Source organism: sulfur-oxidizing endosymbiont of Gigantopelta aegis (assembly GCF_016097415.1).
Lineage (GTDB): Bacteria > Pseudomonadota > Gammaproteobacteria > GRL18 > GRL18 > GRL18.
Window position 1 is genome coordinate 41,484 of sequence record NZ_JAEHGE010000003.1, and the last position, 22,215, is coordinate 63,698.

Consider the following 22,215-nt stretch of genomic DNA (forward strand, 5'->3'; position numbering starts at 1 on the left):
TTAATAATAGCGTACATTAAAAGCATGCAATACTAATGCCAACTTTAAGAAAATTTACATCTAAATTTAGTCTAAATAGGAAACAAATTACTGTTTTTTCATTTAGCAGATATGCTGGATTAAAATCCTACATTTACCGCTTCAATTTATATAGCGGTTCGATTAGCACTTTCTTTAGAAATTATTACAAATTCCTCAATTATCATCTGACAACACACATTGAAATCACCAATTTCTTTTAAATGCTCAACTCTGACAACATTCAACATTCAACATTCAACATTCAACATTCAACATTCAACATTCAACATTCAACATTCAACATTCAACATTCATATAAATTATTACACCTTAAATTGATATTTTATGTTCATTACATTCAGCTTCAATCATCATCTTTACTATATCAGGCATTGAATATAACGCTTTCCAACCGAGAATTCTCTCTGCTTTAGATGGGTTCGCAACTGAGATATCAATATCAGATGGACGGTAAAAATCACTCTGAGTTATTACATGCTCTTCACATTTTAAATTTAAACTTTTAAAAACTTCGGCAACAAATTCATGCAAAGCATAAGTTTTTCCCGTTGCAACAACAAAATCTTCAGCTTTTTCCTGTTGTAGCATCAGCCACATAGCAGCTACATACTCTGGGGCCCATCCCCAGTCCCTTTTTATCGCCGTATTACCTAAGATTAATTTCTCATTACTACCCCGAACAATTCGACAAGCTGTATTGATAATTTTTCGGGTAACAAAACGTTCAGGTCTTAATGGTGACTCATGATTAAACAACAAACCTGAACACGCATAAATAGTATACGTCAAAACTTCCCACGTTGACGTATCATTCCACTTTATTTAAAGGCTGAATTTTTTCAGTCAAATTCCATGGCAACAATTGCTCTAAAGCCTCATCATCATAATGCCTGCCCAGCTTAGGTAACTCAGTCAGAATGTGTGTTAAAAAGGCAAAGGGCTCTAGGTTGTTTGCTTTCGCTGTTTGCACGATTGAATATAAAATAGCACTGGCCTCAGCACCACGAGGATTTTGGTTCATGACCCAGTTTTTGCGCCCAATCACAAAGGGTTTGATCCGCCGCTCTGCCATATTATTATCAATCTGGAGGTTGCCCTCTTCAAGATAGACAGTCAGATACTTCCATTGATTGATCACATAACGAATAGCGACACCCAACTTACTGTCTTTTGTTGTTTTAGTCACTTTATCATCACACCACTTTTTAAAGTCATCCAGTAGTGGTTTGCTTTTTTCCTGACGGATCAGGTAACGTTGTTCAGCATTGAGCGGTTTGATTTGTTTTTCAATCGCATACAATTTAGCAATTTTACTGATCGCCATTTGTACCATGCCAGGCTTTTTCTGACTGTTCTTGGGTAATGCTTTTAAGGCATCATGGAACTTGCGACGAGCATGTGCCATGCAGCCTAATAAAGTGACTTCACTGTTCTCATTTTCGAATATATGATAACCGGGAAAGCCATCCGTTTGCAGGTAACCTGAAAACCCCGTTAAAAAGGTTTTGGCATGTTGGCCTGCACGAGTAGGCTGATACTCATACAAAACAATGGGACACTTGGAATGATAGCCGCCACTTTGATAGAGCCACATATAAGATTTAGGGCAATTCTCACGTCCATCATGGATCACTCGCATCGTTGTTTCATCGGCCTGGATGATTTTCTGCCTAATGAGATAATACAACAACCGATTATAAAAGGGTTTGAGTAATTCAGCTGATTTAAGCACCCAGTTGGACATACTGGCTCTGGAAAGTGTTATCTTATAGCGTTTAAATATCGCTTCCTGTCGATAGAGAGGCAAGCTGTCTAGGAATTTAGAAACAATGATATAGGCCAGCAGGCTGGGTGATGCAAAACTTCTAGGAATGGGCTGTGCAGGCTTAGGAGCAGTTTTAACGCCTTCCTCACAAGCACGACAGGCATATTTAACCTGAACATGTTCTACAACATATACCTGAGCAGGAACAATTTCCAGTTGCTCTGAGGTCTCTTCACCAATTTCATGCAAGTGATGACCGCAGTCACAGACTTGTTCTGCTTCAGATAACTCATGACGAACAACTTTACGAGGTAGGTCTTTAGGTAAAGGCTTACGACCGGGCTTTTTACGCTCATAAGTAATGGTTTCACGGACTTCCGGTGCTTCTTCGGCGAACGTTTCTGCCTCATTAAAGAAGTCGGGGTGGGCTTCTTTTTCACTGGAAGTACCAAACCGTTTGTGTTGCAACAGACGAAATTGTTCCTCATACCAGTCCACTTTTGACTGGAGTTCAAGCACCCTGTTTTTGAGCGTTGGTATCTCTTCTGGTAGTATTTTGTCTGTTGAACTCATGCGTTATATTATACTAAAAATGAGCGTTAAATGCTTGTATTTATTCTGTTTAATGCGCATCTAAAGGGACTTTTTTAGTTGTTTTCCAGACCATGAATTTCAGGGTGAGCATGGTGTTGTGTGCAAGATAAACCATCCAGTAACCACTGTAATTCTCTCAGTGTTAACGAAAGAGTGGGTTGTTCTTTTTCCATCGGCCACTGGAATTTCCCTTTTCAAGTGTACGATAGTAAAGCCAGAAACCATTACGCTCCCAGTACAGTATTTTAAGTTTATCTCGCTGACGATTACAAAAAACAAAGACACTGCCATCAAAGGGATTGTGTTCCAATTGCTCTGAGACAATCAGTGATAGCCCATTGGTTGCTTTTCTCATATCGGTAACACCAGAAACCAGATAAACCTGATTGACTGTGATGCCCGTTATCATGAAACAGTCCTGAGCAAATCCAGAATGGACTTGAGCTGATTCAGGTTCGTATCAGAATTGATTTCCAAACTGAAACCATTGGTATGGCTTACTTTAATTGCATTGCTTGTGGGGGAATTGGCCAGTAAATTAATGGGAATGAGTTGATTGTTGGTGTTGACCTGTTTTGATGAGCTAACATAACCCAACTTCTTTCGATAATAGCTAAAAATATGAGAGGGTATCTTATGTTGTTGACAATAAACTGCCTGGCTTAAGTTACTGGCTTGGCAGGCCTCTATGTGTTGCTTCATCGAAGCATCTTTTGAATGGTTGCTCATTTGTATCTCCAAATTACGAATTGAAGATCATAGTTTGAGCTAACTGAAGCTTATTGTGAACGTGGGTTTTAATTGACGTTTACGCAACAGCATAGGGACTTCTGGGTTGAAAAAGTGTTGTTTCTGATGCAGCTTCCCCTTCTGTATTGCCAAAACATTCACTGGAGCTCGCATTGTAAAGTCGCATGGGCAATTTTAAAAAACGCATTGCTTCAAGCAAGTTTAGTACTGCAATACTGATACTATCAAATGTTTCAACGGGTTGTTCAAAAGAAAGGCCTACAGAACTTTGTCCAGCCAAGTTATAAATTTCATCAGGTTTAATATCACTCAAAACCTGCAACACACTACGAAATTCATTCAGAGACATTGATTTAAGTTGAATTAAATCCTTAATTCCTAAGTTGTTCAGGTTAAAAAAAGAAGATGTGGATGCATCTCTTGAAGTACCGATAACACTATAATCTTTATCTAAAAGATACTTAGCCAGATAAGCTCCATCTTGACCTGACACACCAATAATTAAAGCTTTTTTTCTATTCATTTTTAATATTGAATACCTCTACAGTGAACATCGTAGCTATATAAGCTGCCTATCTTATAATAACCTTCACAAATATTACTATACCCATGACACTTGAACATTCAGGCTTCGTTATTTTATCAATCATGGAGTACTTTACTATCCGCAAGCTCCAACGTACCCCAATAATATCAAGTCTATCATTAATAAGTTGTCAGAAAACACCTAAATAGTTGTCAAATCTTAATCAATTTATATCGATAGTATTTTTATTTTCCCTTTATCAATACCAAGTTCATAATGTAAATAATTTTCAATATTATTTTCACGACCTAAGACAGCAACTAGAATACAATCAAAAACATATTCATTCAAATCACCTGGTTCAATAACATGGTATTTAGAAATTATATTATTTGCATTTTTGTCCACAATAACAACCTCAGAAGTAAATTTATCTGCAATTAATTCTGCAAAGACACTGTCCCCATAAATAACTATATTATTATATTTTAATTTTATTTCGTCAATTTGGTTCATTGCTTTATTTAAAAACACAGAAAATAAATAGTTATTATCTTTTTTTAAACTTTCAAAACGAGCGTATGAATTTAAGTTGTATATCTCATAGGGATTTTCCAAATACTTGGACTGGACAAACATATCTTCAATCTTTGCTCTCACGGGATTCATTTCTGCCATTCCACCCGCAATAAAATTAGCAATAGCAAAATCTAAAAATTTGAAGTGGTAATGATGATGGTAGCATTTTAAAACAAAATCATAATCTGAAACAATTTTAAACTCCAAGCTAAACTTATATTTTTTCATTATATGAGTTTTTGTAAAAAGAGATTGATGACATAACATACTACTCTGTAAAGCAGATAAGTCTTTTGGGGGACGATACTCTCTATGATTTCCATCAATATAATAAATGCCACCTGAAATAAGCTCCGCTTCTTGATCAAAATGAGCGGCAACCTCAGACAAAGTTGTTTTTTTACAAAAGCTATCACCTGCGTTCATAAAGTTTATCCATTCACCTGATGCTTTATCAATTGCCTTGTTCATTGCATCATAGACACCAGAGTCTGGTTCACTTTGCCAATAATCAATGGATTGCTCATATTCTTGAACAATATTCAATGTATTATCCGTGCTTCCACCATCAATAATAATATATTCTATGTTTTTATAATCCTGTTCAAGTACACTTTGAATAGTTGAACGAATCAACTTTGCTGCATTATAAGTCACGGTTACAACTGTCACTAATGGAAGGCATTTAGACTGATCAGTCGGATTTATTGGCATTTTTAATTAAACATCCTGTACATGAATAAATTTCATTGTCATATTTTTCAAAAATACAAATGAATATAGTTAATATATAACGATTCATATTTACCCAACCAACTTAAAAATATAGCAAGGCATTTACAAGTATCACGAGTATAAGATAGGGAAAATATATGAATCTTTACAGTTTCACTTGAATCTTTTATACTAAATTTTTATGCTATCACAGAACCTTCAGTGATAGTATTCGATTGTAAAACTTCTGGATTAAGCACTACTTATGGAAATTGATATCAGTGTCATTATACCCGTATATAATACTGAATTGTACTTAGAGAGATGTCTTGCCTCAATACTCAGCCAAAATTTAAACAATATTGAAATTGAAGTTATCATTATTAATGATGGTTCCACGGACTCCAGCGCTACTATTATAGACGATTTTAAAAGAAGTGATCCCAGAGTTATTATCTATAATCAAAAAAATCATGGTGCATGGGCAGCTCGCAATAAAGGGATTACTCTTGCCAAAGGCGAGTATTTAGTATTTGTTGATAGCGATGATGACATCAGCCCTAATATGCTTAAAGACTTATATTGTCAAGCCAGTGAACAATCTTCAGATATTGTCGTATCAATGTATAAACGAATATCCGACACAGGTAAGGTTTCAAGCATATCCAGAACCTGTGTTTCTAAGAATAAAGAAGCAATATTCCAGGATATATTAACATCCAATATATTACCTACTGTATGGTCTAAACTCATCCGACGAAGTATTTTTATTGAAAACAACATTTATTTTCCTGAACTTGATTATTTTGAAGACATTATCGTTGCCATTAAGTTATTTTATTTCGCCCAATCCATTAGTATAGTCAACATTCCCTATTACAATTGGCATATAAGAGATGGTTCAGCTACCCGTCAATCCTCTTTAGAACATATTTCCGATAAATTCTTAATGCTTGATAGCATAAAAAACTTTCTAATTGAACAAAAAATATATATAAAATATAAAGCAGAATATTTATGCCAATGTGCAAAACGTATTATCTCTGAAATCAATGTTGTCAACCTGTTCGCCGATGACCGAAGCAATGACATGCTGGGTATCATTTTTAATGAAATGGAGACGAGGCAATTAATGGATAAAGAGAATCTCCAACTATTGAATCAATATGATAATGAATTATATAAAAACCTAAAATACAACATTATTGATAAAACATCCTATATAAATCTTAGTAGGGAAGCACTGGAAAAAAAATTTGAAACATGCTCAATATTACTCCTGAAAAGTGAAATGGAACTTGAAGCACTTCAAACATTCAAAGGCTTTCGATTTCTAAGTGAATCTGAAAAAGCACCTCTACAAAAGCTTAAAAATAAGTTTAATAATAAACGCTGTTTTATACTTGGTAATGGTCCATCTCTCAATCAATGTGATTTGATGTTGCTAAAAAATGAATTCACATTTGCCAGCAATGGTATCATAGCCAACATAAGCAGTGATGGATTTACCCCCTACTTTTATGTTGCTGATGATGAATTCATTATCAATAGTTTATCGGGACATATAAAATGTTCATCTATCCCCTATAAATTTCTTCCTAGCATTTATATTGATAAAATGGAAAAAAATGACAAGCTCATTTATTTTACTGAAGACTTCGGTTTCAAGCAAAAAAATCATCCCGATTATGCTCACCCTAGATTTTCAAAAAATTGTACTGATAGTCTTTATTCTGGTGCCTCAGTTAACCATCTTTGTCTCCAGTTAGCTTTTTATCTTGGCTTCCATGAAATTTATTTAATTGGTATGGATTTTACTTTTGATATGGCCAACCTGAGTATCAATCAAATTATTAGAAATGACTCTATAGACGATATAATCAATGATTTTTCTTTGGCTAAAGAAACATTTGAAAATTCCGGTAAAAGAATATACAACGCAAGCAAGGGCGGTAATATTAATTTATTCAATAGGGTTGATTTTGATACCCTATTTTTCTAAACAAAAGTTTTCCTAACTTAAGGGTTTATTTAAAGTGACTATTTATGTTGTTTAACAATAAAATTAATTTCGAAAAATGTACTTCAGTTTATTTAACACCTTTTTCACCTGAATCTGAGTCATTTAAAAAATATTTGGAAAATAATTTTGATGTCAATATTAAAGGGTTTTTCGATCATAATCAGAATGCGAAAGATATTTTTCAAACCTGTGACATAAACAATCATAAATTTGACAAGATTATTATCATATCAAGCAATCATCATGAGGCAATCTATCAGTCACTCATACACTATGGATTATCTAGAAAAAGAATTCATATTGTTTGTTTCAATAATAACTTCAGATTCATAACAAGCTTTGAATTAAAGATAAAGAAATTTTTAAATAATATTTTACCAAAAATTCACCATTATATTCAAAATCGCTATAAAATATTATTTGAAGACAAACATCATTATCTTTTATTATCTCCTGATTTTATAGACATTAATATCAAAGCACTTTATAGCTATATCAATAAACAAAATAGTAAAACAGCAATCATTGCTTCAAATAACAAACAGCAACTACAATTATTAAAAAAAACAGGCTTTAAAGTTGTCTATTATCCATCACTTTCATTTATTTATCATAGCCTTAAAGCTAAAACAAAAATTTTGGATCACACTCCCTTAGATAAATCATTAATCTATTCTTTAATCCATTCTCTAAGCGTTCAATTATGGCATGGTATTCCATTAAAACGCATTGGAAAAAGAATCAACTACAAAAAAACGCATTACGATTTATTAGTATCCACATCTGATTTTGTAAGCAACTATGCTTTCTCTCATATTTTTAAATACCAACATATTATTAATTCAGGATACCCTAGGAATGATGTGCTTGTTAATGAAAAAACGGATAAAATGACTTTGGCTTTAGTCAATAAAAGCATTTATAAATTCATACAAGCAAGCACTTTAAAAATTATTGTCTATATGCCTACCTGGCGAGAAAACAGCTTTAACTCCAATCCAATTAATCTCGATGATTTGAATCAGTTTGCACAGGATAATGACTTATTTATCTTAATTAAAATGCACCCATTTATACGAGAAAATTCTTTTTTTGATAGTATTGAACAAGACAAATATATTTTTCAAGATGGCTATCAATTTAATATTAGCTTTTATCCCAGTACGGATGATATTTACCCGTTTCTTTCCCATTCTGACCTACTCATAACCGACTATTCATCTATCTACTTTGATTACCTATTAGTCAATAAGCCCATTATATTTTTTATTTATGACAAAGATGAATATCTTAAATACCGAGGGGATTTTATGTTAGAGTTTGAAAAATACACTCCCGGTTTAAAGCCTGAAAACATGTCTGAACTTAAATGTAATATTTTAGAAGCCCTTGAGAACGACGAGTTTGTTATTGAACGAAATAAATTAAAAAATAAACTCTTCGATAAAAATTCAATCGGTCATAGTTCAGAAATTATTTTCAATAAGATAGAGCAACTCATTAATGACAATACTAATTAACTGCACTGAATTCAGTACATTCGTCATTTAATAATTCTGATGAAATTCGTTCCGAGGACCCAGCATCTTGAAAGGTGTAAAAACAATCACACACTGTCTTTCGTTGCTCATGATATTGGTCGTTTCCCTGAATGATCTGTTTTAATTCTGTAATTAATTGTTCCTGATCGATCACTTTTTCACCAGGTGCCATGAGTTCATAATCATACACAAATCCACCCATATTATTGCTATAGCGTTCAAAATCATAACAAAAAAAGATTATAGGTCGATCAAGTAATAAAAAATCAAAATAAACTGAAGAGTAATCCGTGATAAGAATATCGGTGTATTTTAGCAGTGGATAAATATCGCCCTGCGCAGAATGAAACAATATGTTCTGATAGCCATTTTCAGGTGAAAAACGCTCATAAAATTGTGTCACAAAAGGATGCAATTTTACGATAAGGTGTGCATTCATCTGTTTTAACTCTTTATCCATCTGAATAAAATCCAGTGGAATAATTGACTCAGTTGACACCACAATATCTGAGGTATCTTCACGATGCGTTGGCATATAGACAATGACTTTTTCTGATGTATTAAAGCACTGCTTCACAAACTGATACAAGTTATCATCGCAGAGTAAACGATCATTTATTGAATGCTCTTTAAGCAGTAAATCATTGCGAGGATAGCCTAAGTCATAATATTGGTTTGCTACAATAACATCGGCAAGTGAAGTTTCATTGACAAAAGTAGAAGTGCTTACCATATATTTATAGGTAATATTGCTCAGTCTATTCATGCGTTTCAATGGCACACCATGCCACATCTGCAGTGTCTTTTGTTTAGAGTTTAAAAGGGCTTTGCCCTCTGGAACGATAGAGCCGTTCCATTCACCCAAGGTATTTTCACATATATTGGCTACCTCGGTCAGTATGCCAAAGCAATCCATCCATTGGTTTACGCTTCCATATGGCCATCAGTAAAGCATCATTGACTAGCTTGGCTTTCATTCGCTCATCCATCGACCAGCCAACAATTTGCCTAGAGAATAAGTCAATGACAACCGCTAAATATAACCAGCCTTCCTTGGTGGCAATATAGGTAATATCACCCACATAGTAGCGATCAGGTTGAGAGACAGTAAACTCTCTTTCCAGTAAATTTGGAGATATACGCTTATTATGCTTGGAATTAGTCGTCGCTTTAAAGCGTCTCTTCGTTTTACAAAACAAACCGGCTTTTTTCATTAATCGACCAATTCTCCGGCGGCTTATATGAACGCCTTTTTCAGCCAGTTTTCTTTTAAGACGACGGGTTCCATAAGTCTTGCGACTGTCTTCAAACAGTTTTTTAGCTGCTCAGTAAGCGCTTCATTTTCTTTCTCTCTATCCGTTTTAGGAGAGCTAACCTAGCCACATTATAACAATGGCTCGATATAATTGCCTTGATCCTGAATCACAATTTTCGCAAAAGCAAGAGTCCATATTGCCCGCAAACTAAAAAAGAGGAAAAACCTTTAGGCCGACATTCTTTAAACTTTTAAGCTGTTGTACATTATCAGTCAGTAAGATAGTTTGATTATCCACTGTCGCATGATAAAGAAAAAGCATCTTTGTATTAGCACCGACAAAGCCTTTAGCAACAAAAACTACCTTCCTTCCAGAAAGATTGAGAATGTAGTTCAATCGAGTCAAAAACTTTAAAAGTAACATACTGATTTGCTGTGGAATAACCTGAAATTTATATCTAAGAATTTCATTTCGTGCTAAAAAATGGTAGCGGTTATCCTTAATATCAATTTTATAGAGCTTATTCAGTGAAATATGGTGCTTATGGTCATCATATATTTTATCAAAATGATTTTGAGAGAGTATTAATATGAAGTCAAAACTTGTATCAGCAATATCTTTCAATTTGTGTATATCTTCACCTTCTTTTACTTTATCAATATAACCTAGAAAAGTTGAAGTAGGAAAATGATCACACATTTTTTTTTTTAAACATGGTTGTTTGAGGAGAATGGGGAGCAATATAAATTTTTTTATGACTAAAATCAGGAATGAATAACTCGGTCACTATAGTTCTACTTTATTTTTAACCAGAAAATCGTCCAACAATTCTTTAATTTCGGTAGTTGAAATATTTTCGGTTCTGGAGAGATAAACACATCGCAATAAGGACATAGGAAATCAAATTTTCCTTCCCAATCATTGCCCATAGCAAAAATGTCAATGTCATATTGTTGTATGTCATCCATTTTTTGTTCCCAGTTTTCTTCGGCGATAACGCGATCAACACATTTGATGTTTTCAACAATTTCAAAGCGTTGCTCAAAAGGAATTAAAGGTGTTTTTCCTTTTATTTTATTAAATTCATCCGTCGAAACAGCCACAATAAGTTCATCACCCAACTCTTTAAGTCTTTGTAATAATTTTAAATGACCGATATGAAACATATCAAACGTACCATAAGTGATAATCGTCTTAACTGACATGATTCACCCTCATTTTTTTAAAGCGTTGACCAATCTGTAATTTTTTCAACAAAGGCTATTCTTGTCGGCACTTTATAACGTTCTAAGCGCTGGAAACATATCTTTCTAATGATATTTTTTAATGTTTTTTATCAATGTTGTCAGTTTTAATAATATCAGCATTCACTGATTGTGTCCGGTAATTGAGTTTGCCTTAGCATAAACCAAGCAATCATCAACCCCTCAATCTCTAAAAGCACCGACTCAACTTCTGCAGGCAATACTTTTTCGCCACCCACATTGATAACTTCTTGAGTACGACCGATAATTTTCATAAAACCATCATCACAGAGTAACACGCTATCACCGGTACAGAACCAACCATCTGAATTAAAATTTTCCATGCTGGCATTAAGGTAACCTAGAATTTGAGTTTTACTTTTTAACCAGAGTTCACCCTCAATAATTTTATAGTCTAAATTTAAATCATCTATTTTTATATCGTAAGCGCTTAACCATCTAGCGTTATTCAAAAAATATCTCCCCTGCCTCATAATCAATCCATCGATTAATTATGAGACATATCAATGAAACCAGAAACCCAAGCCAACTCAAAACAATTTTGGCAAGACCACGTTAATCAATGGAATGAAAACAGTATCAGCCAGGCATCCTATTGTCAGGAACATGGGCTATCCATCAAACGTTTTGGCTATTACAAGCGTAAGTTGCTGGGTGCAACAACGCAAACCAGTGCGATGACAAAGGGGAATGGTTTTATTCAACTATCCTCCCCGAAACACTATTCAGCCCGCACCTCAGCATTAATTGTAGAATTACCCAATCAGCTACGCATTGAAGGAGTGACTGCCGATAATGTACAGCTGGTAAAACAATTAGCAGGACTGTTCCAATGAAGTCAGCCATACGTCCATCACTCAGCCTGCCACAGGTGTATCTCTATCTGAAGCCTGTTGATTTTCGTAAAAGTTTTATTGGCCTCAGTGCCATTGTTGAATGTGAATTAGGTCATAATCCTTTTGCAGGCCATCTGTATGCCTTTACCAATCGTCAGCGTAATAAAATTAAATGCCTCTTCTGGGATAATACCGGTTTTGTACTCTATTACAAAAGTCTCTCAGAAGAAAAGTTCAATGGCCAAAGGGTGAAGATGACCTGATGAATATCACCGGACAACAAAAATCAACTGGCTATTAGACGGCTATGATATCAGTGTCATGAAACCGCATAAGAAATTGCATTATGAGTCTGTATTTTAAGTACTTTTAGTCTATTTTTTGTTATAATAAAGCCATGCAAAACAAGGCTGAATCCACAAAAACGACTCTATATTTTCCGCTTTTTCACACGCGGACAAGAATGAATTGTTGAGTGTCATTGAACAGAAAAACCACCGTATAAAAATACTGGAAGAAGCCCTTCGTCTGGCTCGTAGTAAACGCTTTGCACCCAGCAGTGAAAAAAGTGATGGTCAGGAACGCTTATTTGATGAAGCTGAGCAGGCGGCTGACGATGAGGGGCTCCCTGAACCTAAAACCACTTCGCCTAAGAAGAAAGAAAAACAGGCAGGAAGCCTTTCTCAAAGACTATTCCAAGAGTCCCTGTCTTCATCGATCTGACAGATGAAGAAAAAGCCGGTGCCATTGAGGTTTTTTACACTAAAGTCAGAGAAGAGCTGGATATCATTCCAGCTAAAGTCCAAATACTGGAATACTTCCAGGAAAAAGCCGTCTTTGCAGGCACCAATGACACAGACAGTCGTTCAATGAAAGCTGCGGTCATGCCAAAACATCCATTACCTAAATCAATGGGCAGTATTCACCTGATGGCACACATCATTATCTCAAAATATGCCGATGGTTTGCCTCTGTATCGAATGGAAGGCATATTATCACGCTATGGCGGCGATATAACCCGAGCCACCATGGCCAATTGGGCTATTAAACTGGCTCATCAGTTCCAGCCGCTCATCAACCTCATGCGAGAACATCAACTGTCGGGTGACATCATCCAAATGGATGAAACGGTGCTCAAAGTATTAAAAGAGCCGGGACTCAGTGCTCATTCGAACAAATACATGTGGGTCAGTCGTGGCGGGCCACCTGGACAACCCAGTGTGCTGTTTGAATACGATCCTTCTCGTAAGAAGGAAGTACCACTGCGCCTGCTTGATGGCTTTAGCGGCTATCTGCAAACCGATGGCTATGCCGGTTACAATGCCGTGTGTGCACAAAATAATGCCACATCGGTCGGCTGCTGGGATCACACTCGCCGTAAATTCAAAGATTCTCAGACGGCACAACCAAAGAAAAAGAGCAATCAAAAGCCTACAAAAGCCGATGTGGCACTGGCCCATATCAATAAGCTGTATTTAATTGAGCGTGAGATAAAAGAAGCCAGTGTTAATGAAAAATTTAAGGTTCGTCAGAAACAGAGCCTGCCGCTTCTTGAGAAAATAAGAACATGGGTCGATAACACCCTGGGCAAAGTGCCGAACGACAGCTTGACAGGAAAAGCACTCACCTATATTAATAATCAATGGCCTAAGCTGACTGTTTATTGTGAAGATGGTCGGTTGAATATCAGTAATGTGCTGGCAGAAAATGCTATCCGTCCATTCTGCGTGGGTAGAAAGGCCTGGTTATTTTCAGATACGCCAAAGGGTGCACATGCCAGTGCAGTTCATTATAGTTTTATTGAAACCGCTAAGGCCAATGATATTGAGCCATATACGTATATGGTCTATGTATTAACCCAATTACCTTATGCGGATACGGTTGAAAAGCTGGAAGCATTGCTTCCCTGGAATTTTAAAAAATCAGAATTGGAAAAGGTAAAGAACGCTGTTCGTTAAGCGCTTACTTTATATCTAAGCTCGTTGATGATCGACTGCTGACTTGTGCAATGCCCGTTTCACTGGTACCAAAGGTTTGTAATAATTTCACCTTCGGAAAATTTATTTTTAATCGTTTTAAAACACTTTCCGGCATTGTTTCTGTGCCATAGGTGATCATTCTCAAACTGGAGAGGTCATAATGTTGGCTAACATTATCCAATAACATTAAATTTAAAAAGGTCGGTGATGCAGGTAATACAGTAACTTTTTGTTGCTCAATAATCCCCGCAATGGAAACGGTTTTTCTATCTTCAGGAATAACAGCCTTTGCTCCCATGGTCAGAATATTTAATATCGTATTAATGCCACCAATATGATCGAACATTAAAAAAACCAGTATTGAAATCGCCTTTGGTTTTTTTTGCACGTTTTTAGCTTTATAACTGTCCAATAGCATACTCAAATCATGAAGCATTGCCTTGGGTTTTCCCGTGCTACCACTACTGAACAATATCAGGCCACTATGCTCCCTCTCAATCAGAGTTTGGCATAGTTTATTTTGTTCCGACACGGGCTCACAAGGTGTTATCTTTAAGGTAATATTCTCTCTTTCTGCTCCTTCTAACGAAAGTATAAATTGCACCTCTGAGACCGATAGCTTGTCTTTTAGTTCTTGCTCATTATTTACAATAATAGGTACTATGATTAATTTTTTTAAGTAACAAGCGATAAATAAAGCGATACTATGAAAAGAGGAATCACTTATAATAGCAATGCTCGTCGCATGGTTAATTGTTTTATCCAACAGAGAAATATAAGCTTCAATCTGCTCTAATAATTGTTGATAGCGATATTCTCCGGTACTATCAACAATGGCGACAGCGTTTTTATTCTGAGTAAAGTTTTCGATCAACCAGTGCGTCACCGCATTACCCCGCCTAAATAAATGATTTGTCCGGTAATGAACTGACTTTTTTCAGCAATGAAAAAATCAATGACATTTTTTATATCATCGACCGTACCAAATCGCTTGATAACTTGGCTCTCCAATAAATTATCAATTTTTTCCTGAGGTACCATTTTAATGAGATCCGTCTGAACCGGTGTAGGCGCAATGGCATTCACTCGAATGCCCAGAGGGCCTAATTCTTTAGCAGAAATTTTTGTCAAACTTTCTATTGCGGCCTTACTGGCCGCATAAATGGCTTCACCTTCTAAATTGAGTGGCACAGCAACGGTTGAATAATTAATGATATTACCACTTTTTTTGCGCATCATTTGCTTGGCTACTTCACGGGTCAGTAAAAAGGTTGCAAAAAAATTGCTATCAAATACTTGTTTAGCCTTAGATAAGGTGGTGGTCAATAGATGATTCATTGAGGCCATGCCGGCATTATTCAATAACACATCAATGACCCCTTGTTGCTGTTTGATTCCTTTAACCATTTTGATAATGGCTTCTTCATCCGATACATCTAATGAGTAATGCGCGTAGTCTTCATGTTCAATAGTTGCCCTGCTACGGCTGCAACCAATGACTCGAAAGCCTTCCTGCAAATATCGCTGAGCCAAGGATAAGCCTATGCCCTTACTTGTCCCCGTAATCAACATTAATTTTTTTTCTGAGCCGTCGTTTAACATGCCTAAGATTCTGCTAACAAATTTTCAATGTAGTTGATCAAGGATTTTACAGAACGAAACGGGGATGTTTTCTGACTCATGGCCCGATCATCTGCCAAGGTGATACTTTGTGCTAATTCCTCTTGAATTTGATCTTCTATTTCAGCAATTAACATAACAATACCGAGACTGTCTAGCACACCAACACCACCAAATAAGCGTAAATCTTCATTTGGGTTCAACAACGCCTGGTTTTCTTCCAGCTCACCCATATTATGAATTGCGCTGAGTACAATCTGCTTTATCTTGTCAGCCATTTTAAACCTTGCTTTTCATCTGATATTTATCCAGTTCCAATACTTGTACCGTCCCCCTGACATGTTCATAAGTGTCAATTTTCTGATACCCTATACGTTTATGCATAATTAATGCCGCTTTATTCATTTTGAACACTTCACACTTTAATTTCTGTAATTTCATTGTATCAAAGGCAAATGTAATGGCTTCATGCTCGATTTTGAACCAAAGCTTCAACTTCTCATAGTCTGCAAATTGATCGGAAAAATAAAAACCCCAAAATGCTTCCTTATATTCAATAATGTCATAATAATTCACCACACCCGCCGCTTTACCGTCATGAAGATAGACCATCCACTGCTTTGTTATATCTGTTTTTATTCTTTCCCACCATCGATAATGTTCCTCAGGTGAAATAATCGTATCATTGAATGAAAAATGACGCACTTCACTTTGATTACGCCAAACAAGAATGGTATCCAAATAGTGTTCAGTCAAGGGAATTAACATCTTAGCCTTTGTCCTGAATCGCTTGATACATTAATTCAGCACGATACCAGTCTTCTAGTGTATCAATATCCTGGACTCGATAGCGTGGTAAAATGGTCGCGATGGTGTCGTGTTTGCCGGTCAAAAAAGCATCGGCTGTGCCTAAATAAAATTGTCCGGCATCATGGTAGGCCTCGATTAAATCTTGTGAACGTTTTGGCATCATTTCGGGCTGAAAAGGGATAGGACGACCATCTTCAAGTAGTTTGACGGCACGTTGAATCGGAAAGGCGAAAGATGTCACAGAATAAGTATAGCTTTTATTATTTTCAATCAGATGTTGATAGCCTTGCTGCAAAATGGCATCGGTAATAAAAGGCGCTGTCGCATAGAGGCAGCAAACATAGTCAATATTCCAACCTTGTGCCTGACACCACTGGATAGCATGATTGACTACGGGTGTGGTGCCCGTATAGTCATCAGATAAGTTTTCAGGACGCACAAAGGGTGTGCTGGCACCATATTGGCGTGACACTTCAGCAATTTCCTCATCATCGGTAGAAACAATCACCTGCTCAAATAAGCCGGATGCTAGTGCCGCTTCAATAGAATAGGCAATAATGGGTTTTCCTAAAAAGGGCTTAATATTTTTTTTAGGAATTCGCTTACTACCACCGCGTGCTGGAATAATAGCAATATTCATTGTTCACTCTTTAATAAAGGATTTTTATAAACCATTATTTTATAAGCCATCGTTGACATGTAAAATTTTAGTCAGATTATCGACAATAAAATCAAGTTGTTCGACACTCATCTCGGCAAAAAGTGGTAGCGTTAGAGCTGTAGCATAATATGCTTCACTGGCAGGGAAATCACCCTCTTTAAACCCCTTCTCTTGATAAAAGGGCTGCGTATGGATGGGAATATAATGCACATGCACACCCACACCCGCTTGCCGCAATAAATCAAATATTTGCTTTCGCCCCACATTTAAATGCTCAAGCTGTAAACAAATCACATATAGATGCCAGCTGGATTGGGTATCAGGATGTTGCCAGGGGATGGTCAACGCCAATCCTTGTAACTTTTCATTATAGTGTTTAGCCAAAGCACGGCGTTGACTTACAAAATCATCTAAACGCTGTAATTGTGATAAACCTAATGCCGCTTGAATATCGGTGATACGGTAATTAAAACCTAGGTCGAGTTGCTGATAATACCAACTACCATGGCTTGCACCTTTCATCTGTTCAGGATTTCGAGTGATGCCATGCGAACGTAATTGCTCGATACTATCAGCCAAATCCTGACGATTGGTCAAGAGCATGCCACCTTCACCCGAAGTAATCATTTTTGCCGGATGAAAGCTCATAATGCTTATATCAGAATAATGACAAGAACCAATTTTAGTCTTCTGATACTCCCCTCCTAAAGCATGAGCGGCATCCTCAATGATCGAAAAACCATATTGTTGAGACAATGATTTAATGGCTTGCATATCACAGGACTGACCAGAAAAATGCACTGGAATTAATACTTTAGGTAAGGTGTTATTTTGCTCAGCTAATTTCAGTTTATCTTTGAGCTGAGTCATACTGATATTATAAGTTTGAGGATCGATATCAATAAAATCGATTTTTGCACCACAATAAAGCGCACAATTAGCGGAAGCGACAAAAGAATTGGGAGAAGTCCATACGCTATCACCCTCGCCCACGTCTAAAGCTAGACAGGCAAGATGTAAGGCAGCTGTACCATGACTGACGGCAATGGTATAGTCAGCGCCGCAGTACTCGGCAATGGCTTGTTCAAATTGCACAACAACCGGCCCCTGAGTAATAAAATCTGAACGCAATACCTTAGCAACTGCTTCAATATCCTGTTCAGAAATGGATTGCTTGGCGTAGGGGATCATGCTTATAGGCTCATATTTATAAATTGGTGCTTATAGCTCTGCAAATTTATCATATTCTCTTATTTTTTCAATACTCAGGAATTGATTGTTATCTGAACTGTATTGAAAGCCTTCGGGAACTAGCGTACCTGCTTCACCCAAAGCATTTTTTGAAAAGTCATTTTCCCGACTATAGAAAAAAATGGAGGGTTTAATCACAAAGTGCTTTTCAAATTCATAGGTCAGGTGAGCATCATCCAAGGGACACATAATCTCATGCAATTTTTCTCCAGGACGAATGCCAATAATTTTAATGGGCAAATCAGACATAGAGCGAGCTAAATCAGTGATCAGTACCGAGGGAATTTTAGGAATAAATATTTCGCCACCTTGCATACGCTTAAAGTTTTTAATAACAAACTCAACGCCTTCATCCAGGGTGATCCAAAACCGTGTCATACGCTTATCCGTGATAGGTAAACTATCTACGCCTTCTGCAATGAGTTTTTGAAACAAAGGGACAACTGATCCTCTAGAGCCAACGACATTGCCATAGCGAACCACAGAAAATGACGTTTTATAACCACTGGCAATATTATTGGCCGCAACAAATAATTTATCGGAAGCTAGTTTTGTCGCACCGTATAAATTAATCGGATTGGCCGCCTTGTCCGTTGACAAGGCAATGACTTTTTCAACATTGTTTTCTAAGGATGCATGGATCACATTTTCAGCACCATAGATATTGGTTTTAATGCATTCCATAGGATTGTATTCTGCCGCTGGCACTTGTTTCAATGCAGCTGCGTGGATCACAAAGTCAACGCCCTTAAGTGCTTGCACCAAACGCTCTCGGTCCCTCACATCACCAATAAAAAAGCGCAAGGATTTATTGCTAAACTCCTGTTGCATTTCATATTGCTTGAGTTCATCACGGGAAAAAATAATGATGCGTTTAGGGGAATAATTTTTCAGGATGTTCTTAATGAATTTTTTACCAAAAGAACCGGTGCCACCCGTAATAAGAATTGATTTATTGTTAAACACGTATTTTCCAGATGTTATGGTGACTCTTATTCAAAATAAATAAGCTAAGATAAAAAATAGCCTAAAGTCACTTATTTTGAAGGCCATTATTTTTAAAGTGATTGTTTTAATTTAGCTTTTTTAAGCCGTTGTTCTTCATGGTAACGTGCTTGCTCTTCAGTATTAACCTGTTCATAAATATTCTCAACTGACAAAGTGACATTAATTGAACCAAATTTAATTTCATCACCAAGAAAATAATAATTTGATTGCCAGTTGTTGTCTCGTTCAAAGACAATGACTTCACATTTATTTTGCTTAACCAACACATATTCTTTTAATGATGGAATATCAAAATAGGATAATCTTTTTTCTGACTTATCATATTTTTCCGTTGAATCTGACAAGACTTCAAAGATAATTTCAGGTTTGGTCTGATAATAATCATTTTCTTTCTCGTCTTTTTCATCCTCCTGATTAAAAGCACCGACAACCATAACATCAGGATAGAAATATCGAGTACTTTTTCTGCTCACTTTTACTTTCATATCAGAAGTAAATGTATGGTAGGATGACTTGTTTTGTTTTAGCTTATTTTTTAACTCATAAAAAAGATTGCCTGTAATGAGATCATGCTTTGTACTTGCCCCCACCATCGCATAAACAGCACCATCAATATATTCATGCTTCACATCACTGAGCAACTCACCTTCTATGTAGTCATCTTCAGTGAGTTGTTGCTCAAATTCTCTTGCAAAAGACATTTGTTTGTTCCTTAAATAGTTATTCCTTAACTAAATTTTGCTCATAAATGACTATCCTCGACCACTAAAAATAACATATACTAAACATTATATCTACACTTAAAAACACATTTATAATCAGTCACTTATATAACAAAAATAGGCTAAAAACATTAAACATTTGATTTTATACAAAAATGTTCATTATTTTGCATCTTTCCCCAGCATCGCTTTAATTGAACAGAAAGATTCATCTTCCCCACAGCTACTTTTAATGTTTCGCCGTGCCCGGGATAGTCGTTGGCTAATAGATGCAGATGATGAAGCATCGATACAAATAAAACAACAAGTAGACCATATTGATAGCCGTTCTCAGCTCACCAAAAGGCTGTTTGACCTCAATTTACAGCCCCTCTCAGAGGCTGAACCCTTGAGTATTAATCCTGAGGCTGCTGATCAGGATGCTTGTTTGTTAGTTTTATCGAATAAAGACATTTTATTATCCTCTTTTTCCTGGTATCCCATTCATTCACGCCTCAGCCAGCCGTTAAAAAAACAAGGCGTGTCTCTCTATGGCCATCCGGACATCACTGGTTGCTATTATGTCTTATGGGGTGGTTTTACCCGTTTATCCAGTGATCAAGGACAAAGCTGGTCCAAACATCAGTATTTACCCCCCTTGCCCGGTGCCAGGGATGCAATACCCGACAAGCGCCCCTACTATGGTGGCGCAATACGAGGCCAGGCCATTGAAGTGAACGGGGAAATATTATTACCAACGTATGGACGTTTAGAGAAAGATAAGATTTCCAGCTCCCACCTCTATGTGTCCAAAGATAAAGGCAGAAGCTGGTCCTATCGTGCCATAATCGCCCAGGATCAACAACAAGTATTAGACCTTAATGAACCTTCATTACTCTCCCTCGGTGGTGATCGTATCATGGCCTTTATCCGCAACACCCGGGGTAATGATCATCTGGTGACAGCCATTTCTGATGATTGTGGTCACCACTGGGCACAGTGGCAGGAAAGAGACGTCATTGGTCATCCCACTCACCCCTTAAAACTTTCTGATGGGCGAATCTTTATCTGTTATGGCTTTCGTCATGAGCCTTATGGGATTCGTGGCCATTTAATGGATGGGCAAGGCGAAAAATTATTGGGCGATGAAATCATCATTCGCGACGATGGCTTTTGTGCTGATGTCGGTTATCCCTGGGCCATAGAAATGCCTGATGGCAAAGTGCTAGTCGCTTATTATTTTACCCAAGACGATGGCATACGCCACATCGCAGCCAGCCTTATTGAGCTGCCGTGATTTTTTTAGACAGCAATAAGGCAATACGTTCAGCACCTTGCCCATCAATCAAAGTCCGAGCTTTTTGGCTCGCCCGCTCAAGCTGTGGTAAATCACTTAACATCGCTTGTGCCTTAGTCAAAATCAGCTCCGGTTGATTCTGTTTCCGACAATCGACCATCTCACACCAATCAGCCTGACTGAGTTTTCGCATTGATAATAATTGATTATCAGCCACGACAGCAAACACAGCCGGAACACCACAATAAGCCAGTTCAAAGGCCGTCGAACCAGCGGCAGAGATGGCGAATATTGCCGAACAAAACAGCACCGCCATATTTTTTACATCATGATAATGGCACAATCCGCGTTGCTGACAAAACTCCGCAATTTTCTGCTGTTCAGCACAGCCTTTACCTGTCACTACCACCACCTTATAGCTCATCAAAATACTGTTTATATTTAACATTGCATTCAACAAGGGTAATGTTAAAGCCGTCACATCAGAGCCGCCCAAAGTAATGACAATTGACTCTCTTTGCTCAAAGGCTAAGGGGGATTCGCGGGTAAATATTGCGCGTAATAAGCTATATTCCAGTCCCAATAATAAGCACGCATCCGCTGCCATGTGCTTATAGTCTAGCGCGCTTGCATGGAGGGAAGGATTAATAATGACATCTGCATATAACTGTCCCCGATTACATTCATCATCTAAAATGACTAATACAGTATTTTCTAATTGCGACAATGAAAAAAACAACTCACTATAGTAATCATAATGATCAATAATAATAACATCATACGCTTTTGCCAAAGCTAGAAATTCATCTTCATCAGCAATCATCATGAGCTGATGCCCTGAGATGGCAGCGGCTGAATGTAAATATCGACAAGCAAAAGTACACTCTATTTGCAATGACAAGAGCGCATCAGCCAGTGATTTACTGCGCATTACATGACCCAAGCCAAATTGAGCACCTGAATCAAGCCGAAATAAAGCCTTTTTATTCAGCTGCAC

The 22,215-nt window shown here is 37.0% G+C and carries 25 protein-coding genes and 2 pseudogenes; 7 read left to right on the forward strand and 20 right to left on the reverse strand.

The window, feature by feature from the left end:
- Positions 1-351: 351 nt before the first annotated feature.
- The 6 genes and pseudogenes from JEU79_RS23630 to JEU79_RS23655 form a co-directional block, all read right to left on the reverse strand.
- Entirely contained in the window at positions 352-831 is a 480-nt protein-coding gene (locus JEU79_RS23630; protein ID WP_425511200.1) for a GDP-mannose 4,6-dehydratase, read from the reverse strand.
- 19 nt (positions 832-850) lie between these two features.
- Positions 851-2,380, reverse strand: a complete 1,530-nt coding sequence (gene tnpC, locus JEU79_RS23635; protein ID WP_198263504.1) for an IS66 family transposase — start codon at positions 2,378-2,380, stop codon at positions 851-853.
- A gap of 163 nt (positions 2,381-2,543) precedes the next feature.
- On the reverse strand, positions 2,544-2,810 hold the full coding sequence (gene tnpB / locus JEU79_RS23640; RefSeq protein ID WP_198263387.1) for an IS66 family insertion sequence element accessory protein TnpB: 267 nt from the start codon (positions 2,808-2,810) through the stop codon (positions 2,544-2,546).
- Positions 2,807-3,130 (reverse strand): IS66 family insertion sequence element accessory protein TnpA, encoded by a 324-nt coding sequence (gene tnpA, locus JEU79_RS23645; protein ID WP_198262602.1) that lies wholly within the window; start codon positions 3,128-3,130, stop codon positions 2,807-2,809. Before tnpA (JEU79_RS23645) ends, tnpB (JEU79_RS23640) begins: the two co-directional genes overlap by 4 nt.
- Before the next feature lie 82 nt (positions 3,131-3,212).
- A pseudogene (locus JEU79_RS23650) lies at positions 3,213-3,674 on the reverse strand (GDP-mannose 4,6-dehydratase); the annotation flags it as partial.
- Positions 3,675-3,905: 231 nt separating this feature from the next.
- Complete coding sequence (locus JEU79_RS23655; protein ID WP_214660667.1) at positions 3,906-4,928, reverse strand: glycosyltransferase family 2 protein; 1,023 nt, start codon at positions 4,926-4,928, stop codon at positions 3,906-3,908.
- A gap of 307 nt (positions 4,929-5,235) precedes the next feature.
- On the opposite strand from JEU79_RS23655, the gene JEU79_RS23660 reads away from it, so the two are divergent.
- Together JEU79_RS23660 and JEU79_RS23665 are read left to right on the forward strand one after the other, a co-directional pair.
- Positions 5,236-6,972 carry a glycosyltransferase gene (locus JEU79_RS23660; protein WP_198266402.1) on the forward strand — a complete coding sequence of 579 codons (1,737 nt, stop codon included), beginning with the start codon at positions 5,236-5,238 and terminating at the stop codon, positions 6,970-6,972.
- Positions 6,973-7,016: 44 nt separating this feature from the next.
- Entirely contained in the window at positions 7,017-8,513 is a 1,497-nt protein-coding gene (locus tag JEU79_RS23665) for a CDP-glycerol glycerophosphotransferase family protein (protein ID WP_198266403.1), read from the forward strand.
- Here the strand turns inward: JEU79_RS23665 and JEU79_RS23670 are convergent.
- The 5 genes and pseudogenes from JEU79_RS23670 to JEU79_RS23690 all read right to left on the reverse strand — a co-directional run bounded on the left by JEU79_RS23670 (position 8,506) and on the right by JEU79_RS23690 (position 11,507).
- Positions 8,506-9,399, reverse strand: coding sequence for a CDP-glycerol glycerophosphotransferase family protein (locus JEU79_RS23670; protein ID WP_198266404.1), 894 nt, complete (start codon positions 9,397-9,399; stop codon positions 8,506-8,508). The genes JEU79_RS23665 and JEU79_RS23670 overlap by 8 nt on opposite strands.
- 13 nt (positions 9,400-9,412) lie before the next feature.
- Positions 9,413-9,900: pseudogene (locus tag JEU79_RS23675) on the reverse strand (IS3 family transposase); the annotation flags it as partial.
- 97 nt (positions 9,901-9,997) lie between these two features.
- Positions 9,998-10,489 (reverse strand): hypothetical protein, encoded by a 492-nt coding sequence (locus tag JEU79_RS23680; RefSeq protein WP_198266405.1) that lies wholly within the window; start codon positions 10,487-10,489, stop codon positions 9,998-10,000.
- A gap of 95 nt (positions 10,490-10,584) precedes the next feature.
- Complete coding sequence (locus JEU79_RS23685; RefSeq protein WP_425511201.1) at positions 10,585-10,995, reverse strand: adenylyltransferase/cytidyltransferase family protein; 411 nt, start codon at positions 10,993-10,995, stop codon at positions 10,585-10,587.
- A gap of 155 nt (positions 10,996-11,150) precedes the next feature.
- Entirely contained in the window at positions 11,151-11,507 is a 357-nt protein-coding gene (locus JEU79_RS23690; RefSeq protein ID WP_246540703.1) for an acyl-CoA synthetase family protein, read from the reverse strand.
- Between the two features lie 54 nt (positions 11,508-11,561).
- Between JEU79_RS23690 and tnpA (JEU79_RS23695) the strand changes: the two genes are divergently transcribed.
- The 4 genes from tnpA (JEU79_RS23695) to tnpC (JEU79_RS23705) all read left to right on the forward strand — a co-directional run bounded on the left by tnpA (JEU79_RS23695) (position 11,562) and on the right by tnpC (JEU79_RS23705) (position 13,849).
- Positions 11,562-11,891, forward strand: coding sequence for an IS66 family insertion sequence element accessory protein TnpA (gene tnpA, locus JEU79_RS23695; RefSeq protein ID WP_198263342.1), 330 nt, complete (start codon positions 11,562-11,564; stop codon positions 11,889-11,891).
- The gene (gene tnpB, locus JEU79_RS23700; RefSeq protein ID WP_198265131.1) at positions 11,888-12,154 is read left to right on the forward strand and encodes an IS66 family insertion sequence element accessory protein TnpB; all 267 of its coding nucleotides are present in this window, start codon (positions 11,888-11,890) and stop codon (positions 12,152-12,154) included. Before tnpA (JEU79_RS23695) ends, tnpB (JEU79_RS23700) begins: the two co-directional genes overlap by 4 nt.
- Positions 12,155-12,359: 205 nt before the next feature.
- Entirely contained in the window at positions 12,360-12,614 is a 255-nt protein-coding gene (locus tag JEU79_RS27175) for a transposase (protein WP_246540704.1), read from the forward strand.
- Positions 12,611-13,849 carry an IS66 family transposase gene (gene tnpC / locus JEU79_RS23705; protein WP_246540638.1) on the forward strand — a complete coding sequence of 413 codons (1,239 nt, stop codon included), beginning with the start codon at positions 12,611-12,613 and terminating at the stop codon, positions 13,847-13,849. The genes JEU79_RS27175 and tnpC (JEU79_RS23705) overlap by 4 nt, the downstream gene beginning before the upstream one ends.
- A gap of 4 nt (positions 13,850-13,853) precedes the next feature.
- Here tnpC (JEU79_RS23705) and JEU79_RS23710 read toward each other — a convergent pair whose 3' ends face one another.
- The 8 genes from JEU79_RS23710 to JEU79_RS23745 all read right to left on the reverse strand — a co-directional run bounded on the left by JEU79_RS23710 (position 13,854) and on the right by JEU79_RS23745 (position 19,921).
- Positions 13,854-14,756, reverse strand: a complete 903-nt coding sequence (locus JEU79_RS23710; protein WP_198266406.1) for an AMP-binding protein — start codon at positions 14,754-14,756, stop codon at positions 13,854-13,856.
- The gene (locus tag JEU79_RS23715) at positions 14,753-15,472 is read right to left on the reverse strand and encodes an SDR family NAD(P)-dependent oxidoreductase (protein ID WP_198266407.1); all 720 of its coding nucleotides are present in this window, start codon (positions 15,470-15,472) and stop codon (positions 14,753-14,755) included. The genes JEU79_RS23710 and JEU79_RS23715 overlap by 4 nt, the downstream gene beginning before the upstream one ends.
- A gap of 2 nt (positions 15,473-15,474) precedes the next feature.
- Complete coding sequence (locus tag JEU79_RS23720) at positions 15,475-15,768, reverse strand: hypothetical protein (RefSeq protein WP_198266408.1); 294 nt, start codon at positions 15,766-15,768, stop codon at positions 15,475-15,477.
- Between the two features lies 1 nt (position 15,769).
- A complete protein-coding gene (gene pseH / locus JEU79_RS23725; RefSeq protein ID WP_281401110.1) occupies positions 15,770-16,258 on the reverse strand; it encodes a UDP-4-amino-4,6-dideoxy-N-acetyl-beta-L-altrosamine N-acetyltransferase in 489 nt (162 codons plus the stop codon).
- A 1-nt stretch (position 16,259) separates the two neighbouring features.
- Positions 16,260-16,940: a pseudaminic acid cytidylyltransferase gene (gene pseF, locus JEU79_RS23730; RefSeq protein ID WP_198266410.1), complete on the reverse strand. Its 681-nt coding sequence runs from the start codon at positions 16,938-16,940 to the stop codon at positions 16,260-16,262.
- A 39-nt stretch (positions 16,941-16,979) separates the two neighbouring features.
- The gene (gene pseC, locus JEU79_RS23735; protein ID WP_246540713.1) at positions 16,980-18,158 is read right to left on the reverse strand and encodes a UDP-4-amino-4,6-dideoxy-N-acetyl-beta-L-altrosamine transaminase; all 1,179 of its coding nucleotides are present in this window, start codon (positions 18,156-18,158) and stop codon (positions 16,980-16,982) included.
- 24 nt (positions 18,159-18,182) lie between these two features.
- Entirely contained in the window at positions 18,183-19,178 is a 996-nt protein-coding gene (gene pseB / locus JEU79_RS23740) for a UDP-N-acetylglucosamine 4,6-dehydratase (inverting) (protein WP_198266412.1), read from the reverse strand.
- Positions 19,179-19,270: 92 nt separating this feature from the next.
- Complete coding sequence (locus tag JEU79_RS23745) at positions 19,271-19,921, reverse strand: Uma2 family endonuclease (RefSeq protein ID WP_198266413.1); 651 nt, start codon at positions 19,919-19,921, stop codon at positions 19,271-19,273.
- Positions 19,922-20,174: 253 nt separating this feature from the next.
- Between JEU79_RS23745 and JEU79_RS23750 the strand changes: the two genes are divergently transcribed.
- Complete coding sequence (locus JEU79_RS23750; protein WP_198266414.1) at positions 20,175-21,218, forward strand: sialidase family protein; 1,044 nt, start codon at positions 20,175-20,177, stop codon at positions 21,216-21,218.
- Here the strand turns inward: JEU79_RS23750 and pseG are convergent.
- Positions 21,202-22,215 (reverse strand): UDP-2,4-diacetamido-2,4,6-trideoxy-beta-L-altropyranose hydrolase, encoded by a 1,014-nt coding sequence (pseG, locus tag JEU79_RS23755; RefSeq protein ID WP_214660669.1) that lies wholly within the window; start codon positions 22,213-22,215, stop codon positions 21,202-21,204. The two genes, JEU79_RS23750 and pseG, sit on opposite strands and share 17 nt — an antisense overlap.